General features: G+C 41.8%; 16 protein-coding genes. 12 read left to right on the forward strand and 4 right to left on the reverse strand.

What is annotated here, in order from left to right; translation table 11 throughout:
- Positions 1 to 165 precede the first annotated feature (165 nt).
- Both codA and codB read right to left on the reverse strand, forming a co-directional pair.
- Positions 166 to 1,434 carry a cytosine deaminase gene (codA, locus tag WKU33_RS00575; RefSeq protein WP_340452734.1) on the reverse strand — a complete coding sequence of 423 codons (1,269 nt, stop codon included), beginning with the start codon at positions 1,432 to 1,434 and terminating at the stop codon, positions 166 to 168.
- A complete protein-coding gene (gene codB / locus WKU33_RS00580) occupies positions 1,424 to 2,683 on the reverse strand; it encodes a cytosine permease (RefSeq protein WP_340452736.1) in 1,260 nt (419 codons plus the stop codon). Before codB ends, codA begins: the two co-directional genes overlap by 11 nt.
- Before the next feature lie 330 nt (positions 2,684 to 3,013).
- On the opposite strand from codB, the gene WKU33_RS00585 reads away from it, so the two are divergent.
- From WKU33_RS00585 to WKU33_RS00610, 6 genes are all read left to right on the forward strand, one after another.
- Positions 3,014 to 3,334 (forward strand): general stress protein, encoded by a 321-nt coding sequence (locus WKU33_RS00585; protein ID WP_188855890.1) that lies wholly within the window; start codon positions 3,014 to 3,016, stop codon positions 3,332 to 3,334.
- 620 nt (positions 3,335 to 3,954) lie between these two features.
- Complete coding sequence (locus tag WKU33_RS00590; protein ID WP_188855889.1) at positions 3,955 to 4,581, forward strand: fumarylacetoacetate hydrolase family protein; 627 nt, start codon at positions 3,955 to 3,957, stop codon at positions 4,579 to 4,581.
- Positions 4,582 to 4,730: 149 nt separating this feature from the next.
- A complete protein-coding gene (locus WKU33_RS00595; protein WP_268239571.1) occupies positions 4,731 to 4,967 on the forward strand; it encodes a FadR/GntR family transcriptional regulator in 237 nt (78 codons plus the stop codon).
- 14 nt (positions 4,968 to 4,981) lie between these two features.
- Complete coding sequence (locus WKU33_RS00600; protein ID WP_188855888.1) at positions 4,982 to 5,251, forward strand: (Fe-S)-binding protein; 270 nt, start codon at positions 4,982 to 4,984, stop codon at positions 5,249 to 5,251.
- Positions 5,252 to 5,557: 306 nt separating this feature from the next.
- The gene (locus WKU33_RS00605) at positions 5,558 to 6,007 is read left to right on the forward strand and encodes a hypothetical protein (protein WP_340452738.1); all 450 of its coding nucleotides are present in this window, start codon (positions 5,558 to 5,560) and stop codon (positions 6,005 to 6,007) included.
- 16 nt (positions 6,008 to 6,023) lie between these two features.
- On the forward strand, positions 6,024 to 6,377 hold the full coding sequence (locus tag WKU33_RS00610) for a hypothetical protein (RefSeq protein ID WP_340452741.1): 354 nt from the start codon (positions 6,024 to 6,026) through the stop codon (positions 6,375 to 6,377).
- 122 nt (positions 6,378 to 6,499) lie between these two features.
- Here WKU33_RS00610 and WKU33_RS00615 read toward each other — a convergent pair whose 3' ends face one another.
- Positions 6,500 to 9,583 (reverse strand): efflux RND transporter permease subunit, encoded by a 3,084-nt coding sequence (locus WKU33_RS00615; protein WP_156856197.1) that lies wholly within the window; start codon positions 9,581 to 9,583, stop codon positions 6,500 to 6,502.
- Between the two features lie 99 nt (positions 9,584 to 9,682).
- Between WKU33_RS00615 and WKU33_RS00620 the strand changes: the two genes are divergently transcribed.
- Positions 9,683 to 10,543: a TetR/AcrR family transcriptional regulator gene (locus WKU33_RS00620; RefSeq protein ID WP_336251779.1), complete on the forward strand. Its 861-nt coding sequence runs from the start codon at positions 9,683 to 9,685 to the stop codon at positions 10,541 to 10,543.
- Between the two features lie 19 nt (positions 10,544 to 10,562).
- Here WKU33_RS00620 and WKU33_RS00625 read toward each other — a convergent pair whose 3' ends face one another.
- Complete coding sequence (locus WKU33_RS00625; RefSeq protein ID WP_340452744.1) at positions 10,563 to 11,981, reverse strand: aspartate ammonia-lyase; 1,419 nt, start codon at positions 11,979 to 11,981, stop codon at positions 10,563 to 10,565.
- Between the two features lie 462 nt (positions 11,982 to 12,443).
- Here WKU33_RS00625 and mqo point away from each other — a divergent pair, with 462 nt between their 5' ends.
- The 5 genes from mqo (at position 12,444) to hprK (ending at position 16,933) form a co-directional block, all read left to right on the forward strand.
- On the forward strand, positions 12,444 to 13,994 hold the full coding sequence (gene mqo / locus WKU33_RS00630; protein ID WP_340452746.1) for a malate dehydrogenase (quinone): 1,551 nt from the start codon (positions 12,444 to 12,446) through the stop codon (positions 13,992 to 13,994).
- Between the two features lie 142 nt (positions 13,995 to 14,136).
- The gene (locus WKU33_RS00635) at positions 14,137 to 14,358 is read left to right on the forward strand and encodes a DUF2829 domain-containing protein (RefSeq protein ID WP_188855884.1); all 222 of its coding nucleotides are present in this window, start codon (positions 14,137 to 14,139) and stop codon (positions 14,356 to 14,358) included.
- A gap of 61 nt (positions 14,359 to 14,419) precedes the next feature.
- On the forward strand, positions 14,420 to 15,175 hold the full coding sequence (locus WKU33_RS00640; protein ID WP_188855883.1) for a 3-oxoacyl-ACP reductase: 756 nt from the start codon (positions 14,420 to 14,422) through the stop codon (positions 15,173 to 15,175).
- A 175-nt stretch (positions 15,176 to 15,350) separates the two neighbouring features.
- The gene (locus WKU33_RS00645) at positions 15,351 to 15,860 is read left to right on the forward strand and encodes a QueT transporter family protein (protein ID WP_156856203.1); all 510 of its coding nucleotides are present in this window, start codon (positions 15,351 to 15,353) and stop codon (positions 15,858 to 15,860) included.
- Positions 15,861 to 16,012: 152 nt separating this feature from the next.
- Positions 16,013 to 16,933 carry an HPr(Ser) kinase/phosphatase gene (gene hprK, locus WKU33_RS00650; protein ID WP_156856204.1) on the forward strand — a complete coding sequence of 307 codons (921 nt, stop codon included), beginning with the start codon at positions 16,013 to 16,015 and terminating at the stop codon, positions 16,931 to 16,933.
- Positions 16,934 to 16,977 lie beyond the last annotated feature (44 nt).

A 16,977-nucleotide genomic window follows, 5' to 3' on the forward strand; every position in this document is an offset into this window, starting at 1 on the left:
TCGCTATAATTTGAGTAAAATCTATAAAACATTGAAGCTAAAAAAATCGTAGAAACCACTCGTTATCTTAATAAGCTAATAAATAATAGAGGGACATTGGGGTCAGAGCAACTGTCCCCGCTTTTTTTGGGACAAGTGCTCTGACCCCAATGTCCCACCACTTGTCTATCTTGTAAAGGTGATTTCTTTTTTTGTGTTGAGGTTGATATGGGTTTCGCTTGGTTTTGTTTCGGCGATTTTCTTACCGTTTCGGAAGGCGTAGCGGACAATTGTTTGTTTCCGAATCGCCTCATACTCATTTTCTGCCCCTAAAACAATAAAGTTTGCTGGTTTTCCAGCTTCAATTCCGTACCGATCTTCAATATGCAAGGTGCGTGCACTGTTTGCAGTAACCAAATCGATTGAATTAACAATTTCCTCATAGCCCATCAACTGCGCGACATGGATGCCCATATGCAATACTTGCAGCATATTTCCAGTTCCTAAAGGATACCACGGGTCAAAAACATCATCGTGACCGAAGCAAACATTCAAATCCGATTCCAGCAACTCTTTTACCCGTGTGAGTCCCCGCCGTTTCGGATACGTATCAAAACGCCCCTGTAAATGAATGTTAATAAGCGGATTCGATACAAAGTTAATGTCTGCCTTCTTCAATAATCCGAATAATTTATACGTATAAGCATTATTATAAGATCCCATCGCTGTTGTATGGCTTGCAGTCGTTTTTGCACCTAGCCCACGCTTTAACGCCTCCGCAGCAACAACTTCAACAAATCGGGATTGCTCATCATCAATTTCATCACAATGGATATCGATTAGCCGGTCATATTCTTCGGCAAGATCAAAAGCGATCTTCAAGGATTCGACGCCATACTCCCGAGTGAATTCAAAATGAGGAATCCCGCCAACAACGTCAGCTCCAAGCTTGAGCGACTCCCGAAGAAGCTCTTCACCGTTCGGATAAGATAGAATTCCCTCTTGCGGAAAAGCTACGACTTGCAGGTCGAGATAATTGCTCATCTCTTCCTTCACAGCAAGCATCGCCTTTAAAGCCGTCAGATCAGGATCTGTCACATCAACATGGGTCCGGACATGCTGAATCCCTTGGGCGATTTGCCATTCGAGCACGGTTTTCGTCCGTTTTTTTACATCTTCTTCCGTCAATGTTTCCTTCCGCTCGGTCCAGCGCTGAATCCCTTCAAACAATGTACCGCTCTTGTTCCACTCAGGCTCTCCAGCTGTCAATGTCGTATCCAAATGAATATGAGGCTCGATAAACGGTGGAAGGACGAAAGCACCCCCGACATCAAGGATTTCCTTATCCTCGGGCAACTCCTTTTCATCTGCGGTAATTTTTTCAAAAACACCATCTTGAATCATGATATGGAATGTACCATCTTGTCCACGTAATGTACAATTTTTAATGATCATTTGTCATAGCAACCCCTTTTACAAAAATTCTTTCAGGTAAAATTTTCGTTAATATAATATATACCATCCCAGTGCCAATCAGGGCATTTAACGGACTGATCCCTGGTGCGAATTGGGCCAAACTAACTCCGGCTGCCCAAGCAATCATCGCAATCCAGTTCACTTTTTGAAAATGCATCTTCTCAAATTCAGCATATTTCCGCTTGCGTATAAAGAAATAGTCTGCAATTATAATCGCTCCAATGGAAGGAATTGCCGCTCCAAGCACATTGAGAAATCCAACAAAATTACTGTACATCCACATTGCAAAAAGCGTTCCGACGAGTCCATTGATGATGACAAATAATTTCTTCGGCATGTTCGTGATATTAGCAAAGGCTAATCCGGAAGCGTAAAGCGCATTGTCATTCGTTGTCCAAATATTTAAGCCAAGGACAACAATCGCTGGGATAACCAATCCCTGTAGAAAGAGAACTTCGGAAATCTCAGCAAGGCCATATGCCATCGCACCGAAAGCACCGAAAATAAACATGAGTGAGTTACCTAGTAAAAAGGCGATGGCCGTTGCCGTTACGGCTTGGCGTGGTGATTTGGAAAAACGGGTAAAGTCCGGTGTGAGTGAGCCGGCGCTAATGAAAGATCCAATACAAATCGTAAGCGCAGCTGCCACGGAAATAGATGTTACGGGTTCGTAGGAAATGAGACCTTGCAGACCACCAATTACTTCTGTCGCGTGAAACATGGAATATGTACCAAGCATCGCAATCGCTGGTACTGCAATATATCCAAGTAGGACGAGCGATTTCATCCCGTACAATGCGCTCGCTGTCATCGCAAACCCAAACAGGAAAATCAGGGCGTACACATTCCAGCCGAGAATTTTTGCAACAGGAATCGCAAACATGGCAACCCCAACCCCAAACCAGCCGACTTGTGTAAAGCCAAGCAGGAAAGAAGGCAGGTGTGAACCTTTTTCTCCAAAGGCATATTTTGCTAGCAAATGGGTCGATAAACCAGTTTTAGCCGCGATAAAAGCAAGGGAACCAGTGTAAATTCCTAAAATGAAGTTCCCAATCAAAACAATTAGCATAAATTGTGTGAAGGTGAGACCAAGTCCGAGCTCTCCACCTGCGAGCATACTTGCTGAGAAAAATGTCATTCCAAGCATCACAGATAAGATTTTCCAAAAGCTATTACGATTTCCCATTGGGACAGCTTGCCGAGAAAATTCCGGATCAAATTTTTTCATTTTGTATCCTCCTCATTAGCTGGTATCCATTTTCTATACATGAGGAAGTAAAAAAGAGGCTAATCATCAGTATATGCTGACAATTAGCCTCTTTTAAATATAAAGATAGGCATCTACAGTATATCGATTGCAGACGCATCCTCTACTTACCCGCTGTTCTTGTCAGCCTCACAGGACTGAATTAAAGATACCAGTATTTAGTTAGTGTTCATTATAGCAGGGTAATTCGTATTCCGCAAGAAAATGTTTTATTTTCTCTGAAGCGGTTAAACATAGAATGAAAGCAAAAGAGAAGCATAAACTAGTAAACTGCTTAGGAGGTTTTTAATAATGGAAAATGTTTATGTTGTTGAAAATAGTGTGAAGGCAAAAGAGAAGATCGACCAATTAATGCTACAAGGTTATACAAAAGATGAAATTTATGTTATTGCCCACGAGCCAGACCTAACGGACAAGCTATCAGAAAATCTGCATGTGAATCAAGTAGGCATGGAGGAAGAGGGCATCCTGGATAAAATCGCAAATGTCTTCCGTTCCCGTGGTGACGAACTCCGGAATCAATTTGAAAACCTTGGCCTTACAGAAGCAGAGGCAGACAGATATGAAGCAGAACTCGACAAAGGCTATTTGATAGTCGTCGCAAAAAAATAACACAACGTGCGGGACATTGGGGTCAGAGCACTTGTCCCAGATTTCTGGGACAAAAGCTCTGACCCCATGTCCCGCTCAAATAATGAGATTTATTTGATTTAGCGTTTCGGCAGCTTGGGAAGTAATCGTCCCACAATTTCCTCGCGTCTTCCCTTCCCAATACCGTTACAAAGGTGGATGTTCCGTTTTCAACATCTTATCCGGAAGGTTTTCCACGTATTTCCTCATTACTTTCTGCACCTTACAGATTATCCATTTTCTCCGTTTCATCCATTCAAGTGCAAGGTGTTTGCCTGTATGCTGTTTATTCCATAATTTAAAGTCAGACAGTGGGACATTGGGGTCAGAGCACTTGTCCCAGATGGGACAAATGCTCTGACCCCATGTCCCAAAGGAGAAGATGACAGATTTCAAAAAACGATGTATTCTAGCTTTAAATAATCATCATGGGGATGTGTATGCGACTGTACGAGATAAGGCAGAACTTCAAGGGAGCGAAAGTAACGGACGTAAGAGTATGCCGAGGTAGCTCGAGCAGCAGTAGCGGGTCACTTAACGAAAGCACGTATCAAGTTGAATCATCCCCGTGTTATGTAGCTGAAGGAAGGAGAGGAAAAATCATGGAAATTAAGAACATATTTTGTATCGGACGTAATTATAAAAATCATGCGCTGGAACTAGGAAACGAAGTACCAGATCAACCTTTAGTATTTTCAAAACCGACAAGTGCGCTTGCTTCTGCGGATGGTAGCGTCTTATCTTTTCCAGCTAATCGCGGTGATATCCATCATGAACTGGAAATTGTCCTTTATATCGGGAATGAAGTGGAGCGCGGTTTCACGGTAGAGGAAATCGTTACACAAATGGCGCTAGGTATTGATTTAACACTAAGAGATATTCAATCGAATCTAAAGAAAAAGGGGCATCCATGGTTTGTTGCGAAAGGATTCAGGAATGCAGCAATTGTGACGGGGTTTTGGGACTTTCCTGGTGTGGAACAAATAAAAGATGTGGAATTCTCCTTGGAACGTGACGGGGAGACGGTTCAGCAGGGAAATATCCAATCCGTTATTTTTAGTTTCCAAGCGTTGCTAGAATACATCTATGAAGAAATTGGTTTGTCAAAAGGCGATATCATTTATACTGGTACCCCCGAGGGCGTTGGACCGATTACAGACGGAGAAGAATACACATTAAAATGGGGAAATGAAGTAAAAGGCAGATTTACGGTAAGCAAACGATCATAAGTGTTAGAAAAAGGAAACAGGAATGTCATGTTTCTTTTTTCTAAACCGATTGTGGACTGTCCACCTAGCCACTGGCCAGATTGGAGGTTTTCTATGGAATTTGCACCAATTAAAAAACGAAAAAGAATCTATCAAACGATATACAACAAATCAAAACTTCCATTGCAAACGGACAAATTTCCCCAGGGGAAAATCTTCCATCCGAGCGAGCACTTGCGGAAATGTTCGGCATCTCCCAGACGTCCGTGAAAGAAGCTGTAACCGTTCTGGAATCTTCCGGCATCATTACCGTCCGGCCTGGCGTCGGTATGTTTATCAATGAAGATTCCCGGCAAGATTTATTGTATAAATTAACAGCATCGGGGGCTGTGGCGCACAACTCGTAGAATACGATAAGTTATTGGCGGATGATACAGACTGGGCGGAACGAGCAGAGCAATTTGCTAGAAAGAATGTGGATATTAGTGTCATTTTGAGAGAATTACGCTTACCGTGTACGAAAGAGATTAATAAAGTTATAACCTACCAGCCGTCCCGCCATATGACAAATGTTCAAAAACGGGAGAATAAGCCGCTGGAGTTGCTAGGGATTACTTATCTCGAACTGCCAGACAAAAATATGTGCTGTGGTTCAGCGGGTATTTATAATATCGTAAATTATATTGAATAGTCCGAGTGGGACAATTGGGGTCAGAGCATTTGTCCCACTGGGACAGATGCTCTGACCCCCTGTCCCAAAAAATTAAAAAGCGCGGGATTTGTTGATACATCAATAATCCGCGCTTTTTCAATCGATGTGCCTATGTCATAAGTCCATTGTGATTTGGTTAGAGTTATGGTTGGATAAAAGAGAATGGAAAATGGTGGCACTTTCCCATCCGACTTCGGCTAGGGAACATCCTATTATCGTAGATGTTGCGTGTAGTAGGGTGATATATAGTATAAAAAGTATACTAAAAAGGGAGGAACCAGCAGCATGGACAAAAACAATGGTCAACAGTTAGAAGGGGATTACGAGAAGGGGACAGATGAGAAGTCTACAGCTTCTCCGCAAGAACAAACTATTCATCAGCATGCTTCAACTTGCCAAGAAGAGATCCAACCCACACATCAAGAGAACGTTCAACAACCATCTAATGTAAATGAAAATCAGCAAAAAGAAACAGATTCCAAAGATAAAAAAGTAAATTTCAATTTTGATAGGAGTCTGAATGAATCAAAAGGGATATTAAAAGATGCGATTATCAAACCGCATTCGGTCATTAACTCCAACCGTTCAATTAGTTTAGAAACAAGTGTCATTATATTCGTTCTTTTATCTTTTATCTTTTATCCTTGGAGTGTTCGCATATTTCTCTGTGAAAAACCTTATGGACAATATGTTTGGTGGTTTAGGAAGCTTTTTTGGCAGTTCGATAGGGATTGAGTTTCTTTTCAAGACGATGTTTGGTTGGCTCGTCACGTTTGCGGTTGGCTATTTTACTTTATATTACATGCTATCCTATTTTGGAAACCGAAAAATGGAACATAAATTATTGCTGACGAAATACGTTACAGTAAACATCCCGTTTGTGCTCGTATTTTGTATCGTTTTCGTACTTTTTGGTTTACTTGCTATTGAATACTTTATGATTATGTATGTGTTTGGTCTGATGCTTTTTGGTATGATTCATATTTATCTATTCTTGGTTAATGTGAAGAAACCGAAGTTTGACATGTTCTGGCTCAGCGCAGGCTACCTGCTAGTACTGCTCGTCGCCACGTACCTACTAACTGGAATAGATTTCGGATTTTAATCGGGACATTGGGGTCAGAGCATCTGTCCCAGTGGGACAGATGCTCTGACCCCAATGTCCCTCCCAATGTCCCTCCCGCCAATTAAAAAGGACGGCCAGAATATTCTGGTCGTCCTTTTCGATTAATCTTCTCTAATATTTTTACGGTCTTTCTTAAAGAGTTTACTTAACATTTCATATACCACTGGTACGATAATGAGTGTAAGGAGTGTCGAACTTGCGAGTCCACCGATAACGGTGATACCTAAGTCTCTTGATACAAGTCCTCCGCCACCTGTAACAGCAAGTGGGATAAGGGCTCCGATTGTCGCGATAGCTGTCATCAGAATTGGACGGAGACGTGTGCCTCCACCTTCGATAATCGCTTCACGAAGCGACATACCGCTGCGTTCCATCCGGATGATCCGGTCGACAAGCACAATCGCGTTCGTGACAATGATACCAATTAGCATCAAGAGTCCCATCATTACCGTTACGGAAATGGTGTCACCAGTCAAGTATAGACCAATGAAAGATCCAATAACTGCAAATGGAAGGGAGAATAGAACTGCGAATGGGGCAATTCCTTCACTAAAGGTAACAACTAGGATGAAGTAAACAATCGCAATTGCGGCAAGCATCGCAACACCAAGCTTTTCAAATGTTTCTTCCATATCAGCTGCAACCCCGGCAATGCCTACTTCCACACCTCGAGGCAGTTCAAGATCTTCAATTGCCTCATCAAGCTCTGAAGTTGCTTGTGAAATATCTTGATCTAGAATCGTTCCCGATACGGTCGCATAGTATTGGTTATTACTTCTGGACAATGTAGCAACCGTTGAATCCTCTTCCACAGATACTAATTCAGATAACGGAAGTACGGTTCCTGGCTGAGCAGGTACAGGTACTTCTAATTCAAGTAATTCATCAATTGAAGTTGCTTCTGTTTCTGCTTCTTGCTGAACGATAACGTCAAGAGTTTCACCATCTTTTTCTACCGTTGTCAGTACATCTTCTGTAGAGGAATTGCTTAGTATACCGACGATTTGTCCTGTTGTTAAACCATATTGCAGGAGATCCGCTTGATCAACTTTCAAGATATGCTCGACGTATGCACCTTCTGCAGTCGACGTTACATCTTCCAAGCGCTCATTTTCAGTCATAACTTCTTCAACCATCCGAACAGCTTCATTTAAATCATTTCGATTTTCACTGTAGAATGTATAGCTTAGCTCATTCGAGCCTATATCCATAGAGAAGTCCTGGCTGATCCATTCTCCAGAGTGGCCGATTTCCGTAATATAATCTTTAATTTCATCTCGTACTTCAGGGAAGTTTTCCATATCCTCATCGAACGTAACGAAGATTAGTGCTCCGCCGCCACCAGTACCCATCATCGCTGATTCAGGAGATGTGGAATCATTAATGGAAAGCTGGACAATTTCTGTATCATCCCGGGCAATTAGCTTATCTTCTACTTCTGCCACATTTTCAAGTGTATCATCCATTAACTCACCTGGTTCTGGTGAATAGGTGATATACATCACTTTTTCCTCATCACTGCCTAGGAAACTGAAGCCAATCAATGGTGTTAAGAATAAGCTTCCAACGAGTAGGGCAATTGCAAGAAAGGATGTAATGAATTTATGATTTAATGTCCAGTTCAGGAACTTCTTATATCCCTGTGTTATTTTTCCTTGTTTTTTATGTTTCACTTCAGTCCGGTCACCATATAATTTCTTCTTGAACAATGTATGGGATAACGCCGGAACAATTGTAATTGCGACAAGTAAGGATGCGAGCAATGCTAGAGACATCGTTAAAGCAAACGGCATGAATAGTTCGCCAACCATACCACCGATAAAGACCATTGGGGCAAATACCGCAATCGTCACTAAAGTGGACGAAAGGATAGGTTTAAACATCTCAATGGTTGCTTCACGGATTAATGCACGCCCTCTAAGTTGTTCGTCTTTCAAGTGAAGTCGTCGATAAATATTCTCAACAACAACTATCGAGTCGTCAATAACCCGTCCGATGGCAACCGTTACCGCACCGAGGGTCATAATATTCATTGTAATATCCAGCCAGTTCAAGATCAGGAAAGCCGTGAAAATAGAAACTGGAATGGAAATGATGGAAATAATTGTGGATTTAATATCCCGTAAGAAAAGCAGGATAATCATAACAGCAATTATTCCACCGAATAGTGCTTTTTCCACCATTGTGCTAACGGAATCTTCAATTGGTTCTCCTTGGTCAAGCGAAACATCTACAACAAGTCCGTCCAATCGATCCTGTTCTTCTTCCATTAAATCCTTGACCGCATTAACAACATCAACTGTGTTTGCTTGCTGGCCTTTAACAATTTGAATCCCAATCGCATCTTCTCCGTTTGTACGGGAGATGGACTCGACCTTACCGACTGTTTCGATTTCTGCAATATCAGCAAGTTCTACAAATGGTACAGGATTTTCTTCTGATGGTGTGACTGGAATAACCATCTCTTCCAGTTCTTCCGCCGTCGTGAATTTCCCGTCAACGGCAACAGCTTCTTCTCCTTCTGTAAACTCAAACAGACCGAGGGAAACGGCCATGTCACTTGCCTGGATCATATCTCTTACCGTTTCTTCATCGAGCTCGAGTTCTTCCATGGCGGCTTCATCGAATGTAAGCTGTACTTCTTCTACATGATGACCGGCCATTGTAGCAGAGGCTACTCCGTCCAACTTTTCAATTTTTGGCAGAATGACTTCATCTACAGTTGATGTAAGCTCGACAATGTCTTCTTCTGTACTACTGATGCTTAATGCAAGAACCGGCATCATATCAAGACTAATTGCTGTAATCGTCGGTTCTTGGGCATCTTCTGGCAGGTTGACGCCTTCAATTGCGTCCTGCAATTCACGACGTTTCTCCGCCATATCAACTCCATATTCATATTCAATTTGAATACTGGAAAGGCTGGAAGAGGAGTCAGAGTAAACATTTTTTACATCTTCCAGGTCTTCAACCGCTCGTTCAAGCGGGATGGATATATCCTCCATCACCTGTTCCGCGGTTGCCCCTGGATAAACATCCATCACCATTAAATAAGGAATGGATATATCTGGAATGGACTCTGTTTTCATCTGAGTCCCGGCATAAATACCACTAGCAGTTACGATAATGGTGAGTAACCATACCGCAAGTTTGTTCTTCATAACGAAATTAGCTATACTTTTCATTTGCACCGTCCCTTTGTTGACATTTTAAACTCATTTTTCTATAATATATGACCAGCAGGTCAGAAGTCAATAGAAATAGCGGAAAGCAGGACGATAAAAATGGAAAAAAGAAAGTTAATTATGGAAAAAGCAATGGAGCTTTTTGCTGAGCAAGGGTTCCGTGCAACATCTGTCCAAGAAATCACGGAACGTTCTGGTATATCAAAAGGAGCCTTTTATCTTTCATTCAAATCGAAGGATGAACTGATTATGGCCTTAATTCATAAATTTTTACGGGAGTTTATTACCGGTGTTGACCAAGTGGTCAGTGAAGGCGCTTCCGATCAACTACTCTATAATTTTTATGAATATCACTTTGAACGCTTTTTGAAGCAATCGGGATTCGCAAAAATCTTTATGAAAGAGCAAGTTCACTTTTTGGATGAGGAATTTATTACGCAAATCAGTGGCTATAATGAACGGATGCAAGAATTGATTTTAACGATGCTTGAAAAGGTGTATGGAGAAAAAGTGTTGGAGAACAAATATGACCTTGTCTATACGATTCTTGGCCTCATGAAGAGTTATATGGAAATATTGCTACTTACAGATCTGCCCTTTGACGCAAAACAGCTCGCTGAATCACTTGTAGAAAAGACGCATATTTTGGCTAAACATACGAGCCAACCGGCAATTACAGAAGATGCCTACATTATGCTAAAAGGGTCACAGGGAACATCGATTACAAAGGAGAGGGTTTACGCGATTCTTGATGAGACGATTGCTTTGCTGGAAGAATCTGTGGAAAAAGAATCCATTCTTATGTTAAAAAACGAGCTGGTGAATCCCTCATTGCATCAAGCGGTTATTAAAGGATTACTGAAAAATATCGAAGCACACCCCCAATGCAAGCGGGCTACCTATGTACTGCAATATTATTTTGAACGGCAAAATAAATGGTCGGTTAGGAATAGTTCCTGAACCGACCGTTTTTAATTACTTATTTCCCTGCATATACTTTATCTCTCCCAGCAATTCCAGGGGAAGTTAAGTTATTTAAGTCGAGGATCGTATCGACTTCTTTTTCTGTAAGAATTCCGTTTTTAATACAGATTTCACGGATCGGACGATTTGTCTCAATTGCAATCCGGGCGACTTCAGTTGCTTTTTCATAACCAACATATGGATTAATCGCGGTTACGAGAGAAATACTGCGTTCGACCATATTCCGGCAATGTTCGATATTCGCAGTCATTCCTTCAATAGCATATTCTTTAAAGATCTGAATTCCATTTTCTAAAATAGAAATGGATTCGAGAAGGTTGAATACAAGGACCGGCTTCATTACGTTCAATTCAAGCTGTCCGTTTTCTGCTGCCATTCCAATTGTTGCGTCATTCCCAACAACTTGATAAGCGACTTGGCTAATTACTTCACAAATAACCGGATTTACTTTACCTGGCATGATGGAAGAGCCGCTTTGACGTGCCGGAAGATTGATTTCTCCAAGTCCTGCAGTCGGACCGGAACTCATCAGGCGTAAGTCATTAGCGACTTTCGATATATTTAATGCATGGATTTTCAGCATGCCAGACACTTCGGTATAGACATCTGTATTCTGAGTAGCATCAATCAGGCTCTCACTGCTTTTCAGTTCAAAGCCTGTGAGTTCTGCTAAGTAGTCAACAGCTTTCTCCGTGTATTCCGGCAGGGCGTTGAGTCCAGTTCCAACAGATGTTCCACCGAGGTTGATGGAGCGTAAGCGTTTGATTGATTTACTGATTCGCTCTAGGTCACGATCAATAACAGAATGGTAGCCAATGAATTCTTGGCCAAGACGGATTGGAACAGCATCCTGCAGATGGGTTCTTCCCATTTTAATGACATTATCGAATTCCTCAGATTTTGACTTTAAGGCATCGACAAGCTTGGCAATTTTATCAACGAGATGATGTAGGCGTTCGATAAGTGCTATATTTACTGAAGTTGGGAAAACATCATTTGTTGATTGTGCCATATTGACATGCGAGTTCGGGCTAATAATACTGTAGTTGCCTTTCTTTTCGCCTAATAATTCGAGTGCTCGGTTCGCGATAATTTCATTTGCATTCATATTGAAGGAAGTTCCCGCTCCACCTTGAATTGGGTCGACGATAAATTGGTCATCAAATTTCCCGCTAATTATTTCCTCCGAAGCTGTTACAATTGCTTCAGCGAGCTGCTTATCCAGTTGACCGAGCTCGGCATTCGTCATCGCAGCAGCTTTTTTAACAAAACCAATTGCCCGGATAAGTGTCACATCCGTCTTGTAGCCTGTGATGGGGAAATTATCCCTTGCCCTCACGCTTTGTACACCATAATAGGCGGTGTCAGGTATCTCTACTTCACCTAAAAAATCTTTCTCCACACGTACTTCCATTCCCGCATCCCTTTCCATTCTATATTTAACATACCGTTATGTTGAATATCATGAACAATTCATATTCCATTGTACAATTTTTCTTATCACTTGTCAGTAGCTTGACAAGCTTTTAAGACGAATAATGGATAACTTATCCGTTATTGCTCCTCATTTAATCATAAAAAACTGTTTTCATGCGGAATGCTGGAGCAGATTTAGGGAATATGCTAAAATAATAGTGTTACAACTATATGAATTTATCTATGGGCAGAATCTATTGGGTTCTTAAGTCAATTGAATTTGTGGAAGCACTTTCATTTTTTGGAGGAGCAAAGGAAACTATAAAGTGAAACTCATTCAGTGGGGCAACACCGAACTACCTTCCGTTCTGGAAGGAACAGTTTGTACGTTGCTGCGACTACTGGATACGCTGGTACAGGCGTCCGCGTAACGAATCGCGTACTTAGCCTGTAAGGGTGCTTGCGCCGTTGTTCAAAATATACAGATAAGGAAGAGGATAGTATGAATAAAAGGGAGAACACAGATGTTATTTTAATCGGTGCTGGAATTATGAGTGCAACGCTTGGTACGCTATTGCATGAATTGGCGCCGGAGTGGAACATTACAGTGTTTGAGAAGCTTGAGAAAGCAGGGGAAGAGAGTTCACATGAATTAAATAATGCTGGTACAGGGCATGCCGCATTATGTGAGTTAAACTATACGACTGAAAATCCAGATGGCACAATCGATGTAACAAAGGCAAATAATGTGAATGAGCAGTTCCAAGTTTCCTTGCAGTTCTGGTCCTATCTTGTAAAGAAAGGCTTATTGCAGGATCCGGAGAAGTTTATTAGAGCGTTGCCGCACATTAGCTTAGTCCAAGGTGAAAAGAATGTCGAATTTTTAAAGAAACGTTATGAATTGATGAAGGAAAATCCTTTGTTTGAAGATATTAAATACACGGAGAACCCTGCAACATTAGCGGAATGGCTGCCGCTTATGATGAATGACCGCGTACTTGAAGATGGGATTGCCGCGACGAAGATTGATAGTGGAACAGATGTGAACTTTGGCGCTTTAACTCGGAAGTTATTTGAACATCTAGACGAGACTGGAGCAGATATCCAGTACAATCATGAAGTGGAAGATCTGAAGCAAAAACGGGGAGGCTGGGAAGTCAAAGTGAAAAACTTGGAAACTGGTAAGACGGAAAGCCATTTTGCGAAATTCGTCTTTATTGGCGGTGGCGGTGGTAGCTTGCATCTTTTACAAAAAACAGGCATTCCAGAGAGCAAGCATATCGGCGGGTTCCCGGTTAGCGGAATCTTCATGGTATGTAATAATCCAGACATCGTGGAACAGCATAATGCGAAAGTGTACGGTAAAGCGAAGGTCGGTGCACCACCAATGTCCGTACCGCATTTGGATACACGCTATATCAATAATGAGAAGCAATTATTATTCGGTCCGTATGCCGGATTTTCACCAAAGTTCTTGAAGACGGGTTCCAATATGGACTTAATTACTTCGGTAAAACCGAGCAACGTATTTACGATGCTTGCAGCAGGAGCGAAGGAGTTGCCGCTTACGAAATATTTAGTGACACAAGTGCTGCAATCAAAAGAACAGCGGATGAAAGAACTTCGTGAATTCATTCCGAATGCGAAGAGTGAGGACTGGGACTTGATTGTTGCTGGACAGCGTGTCCAAGTCATTAAAGATACGGATCACGGCGGAAAAGGAACATTACAGTTTGGTACCGAGGTAATTACAGGTGCGGACGGAACAGTTGCTGCATTACTCGGTGCTTCACCAGGTGCATCCACTGCCGTACAGGTTATGTTGGATATCTTGAATCGCTGTTTCCCGGAACGGATGGAAGAATGGGAACCGAAAATTAAAGAAATGGTTCCATCCTATGGAATGAAATTACGTGAAAATCCGGAATTACTGCGTGAAATCAAAGAATCAACCTCTAAAGCACTTGAGTTAAACGAAACGAAAGAACCCGAATTGCTGGCAAGTGTATAATAAATAATTTGAGAAACACCCGCAAGTATGTGGGTGTTTTTTTGAGCAGTGGGACAAATGCTCTGACCCCGTGTCCCGGTAAATTTGAAATCAATTCATGTATCCTCTATACTTTTATATATAAAGAAAGGGTGGTTTCGCAATGAAATTTGAAGAGGTTTTGCCACGTCTTCGTGCAGGTGAAAAGATAATCCGTTCCGATTGGCCGGGTGCTGAATTATATGTCAAACTTGTTGGTGAAAGTACAATCGATGGTGAAAAACTGAATCCATATTTATTAATAAATGTCGAGGGTGAAGGGTATACAATGTTCACTCCGACTGTTTGTGACCTGCTTGCGGAAGATTGGGAAGTAGTCAAATAAAGACGAGCCTTTTTTAATGGGCTCTTTTTTAATATAAAAAATGTTAAAAGGATGATGATGCTTGAATTTTTCAGAGTATGACGGGAAGACAGTTTTTATTACAGGTGCAGCTTCGGGTATTGGATATGCACAGGCAGAAGCCTTCTTAAAGCAAGGCGCTTCTGTTTTTGGGGTGGATCAGAATGAAACCGGCCTGCAGGTATTAAAACAGGCATATCCGGAGACATTTGCGTTCTGGTGTGCGAATGTCGCGGAAAAGTCAGAAGTCGCAGAAGCTGTCCATCAAGCGTTAAGGGAATATGTCCGAATTGATATTCTGGTGAATACAGCAGGCATCCTCGATGATTACAAAACGACGCTCGATACGACAGAGGAATTATGGGATGACGTATTTAATACAAACGTAAAAGGAATCTACCACGTTACGAATTATATCCTTCCCCATATGTTGAAATGGGAACAAGGGGTTATTGTGAATACTGCATCGATTGCCGGGCTTGTCGCGGGAGGCGGAGGAGCAGCGTATACAGCTTCAAAGCATGCAATTGTTGGCTATACGAAGCAACTTGCCTATGATTTCAGCAGAAAAGGAATCCGGGTAAACGCGATCGCGCCTGGGGCGATCCGGACTCCAATGAATGCTAAGGACTTCGTAAATGGAGGCGAGATGGCAAGCTGGGTAGCAGAAGAGACGCCGGCTGGGCGCTGGGCTGAACCAGAAGAGGTTGCGAACCTTACTTTATATCTTGCTAGCAGCGCGGCAGGTTATATTCATGGTGCTGTCATTCCAGTCGATGGCGGTTGGACTGTTAAATAGCGTATCATAACTATTTTCCACAAAAATCCTTCTATGCAAAAGAAGGGTTTTTTGTTATACTCATCTGGCAAGCTTTTTTGCTTGTATTATGGCACTTTGTAGGGCACTTGTCCGATCCTTTGGCCATAATTATTACTAAAATAGCAATTTGCTATTTTACAAAGGAGTTTATCAAATGAATAGTTCTATAGCACACGAAGAGTCACTGACTTCTACAAGGAGTATAGTGAAAATTTCCTTAGTTGCCGCATTATATATGGCGGTCACCCTCATTTTATCTGTCATTAGCTTTGGGCCAATCCAGCTCCGCTTATCCGAAATGTTCAATTACTTGGCATTATTTCACAAACGATATGTCGTTGCAGTTTTCTTGGGAGTTGTAATTGCAAACTTCATGTCACCGATGTGGTTTATCGATGTGCCAATTGGCGGACTCGCGACCCTTGCAGTTTTGCTTGTCGCTAGGGCAGTGACCAAGAATATAAAAAATGTAAAAGCTAAATTTATTGTCACAGCTTTTATCGCTACGTTATCGATGTTTAGTGTCGCTGTGCAACTTTATTTAATATTCGATCTGCCATTTTGGTGGTCTTATCTTACGGTTGCTATTGGTGAGTTACTCTCCATGACAATTGGCGGATTCATTATGTACTATACAAGTAAAAAGATAGATTTGACCCAATGAGTTTAAAGCCAGATTTTCGGACTTCCGATCTGGCTTTTATTATTTTTGTTAAATTTCCATGTTTCCTTAATATATGTGGTAATATATTGTATAATAGATACCATTATCGCTGAAACGGATACTCACATGAAAAAGAGAAATTAGGTGGAAAAGTGAAAACGATTAGTGTAGAACGAATTGCGAAAGAATTATCCTTGGAAATTCTCGCAGGAGAAGATAGTCTCGACAGAAAGGTATCGAAGAATAAATCGCACCGGCCTGGCCTCGAGTTTATCGGTTATTTTGATTTTTTCCCAACGGAACGCGTGCAAGTTCTCGGACTAACGGAAATAAATTACTTGAAATCGCTTAGTGTGGAAGAAAGGAAACAAAGAATCGGCAACATTGTCAATTATCATCCTCCTTGCTTTATTGTGACGCGGGGGCAGGAAGAATTGACCTATCTTGAACAGTACTGCAACCAGGAGCGAATTCCATTGCTTCGGACGAATGATTCTACGTATGAGTTCATTTCTAAATTGGACGCTTATTTAGGTAGAGCACTTGCGGAGGAGATTGCTGTACCGGGCGTTTGCCTGAATGTGTTCGGTATTGGAATTCTTCTGCGCGGTGAATCGGGAATCGGAAAAAGTGAAACCGCTTATACGCTCATTGGGCGCGGGCATCGTCTTGTTGCTGATGATATTGTCGTGCTGAGAAAACTCAGTCACCGGACGATTCTTGGAACACATAATGAGATGAATAAAGAATTCCTTGCTCTAAGAAGTGTAGGACTGTTAAATATCGTCCGTGTTTACGGAAGGAAAGCGTTCCAGGAAGAAACGAGGATTGCCCTTGATATTGAGCTTACCAAATGGGGAGCTAATGAGCTGAACAATGATCTTGAATTAAAGACAGAATATACGAATTATATGGGAGTTGAAATTCCTCATATTAAAATCCAGCTCCAGCCGGGAAGAGATGTTGCAGGCTTAATTGAAGCAGCAGCAAACAGCTGGTATCTAAAACAACAAGGCTACAGTGCTGCCGAAGAATTCATCAACCGAACGGAAAATTATAACGGAAATGACTAAGGACAGCCCATCAAGCTGTCCTTTCCTCGTTGGATAAGAAACTA

Source organism: Oceanobacillus sp. HCA-5259, assembly GCF_037892815.1.
Classification (GTDB): domain Bacteria; phylum Bacillota; class Bacilli; order Bacillales; family Amphibacillaceae; genus Oceanobacillus; species Oceanobacillus indicireducens.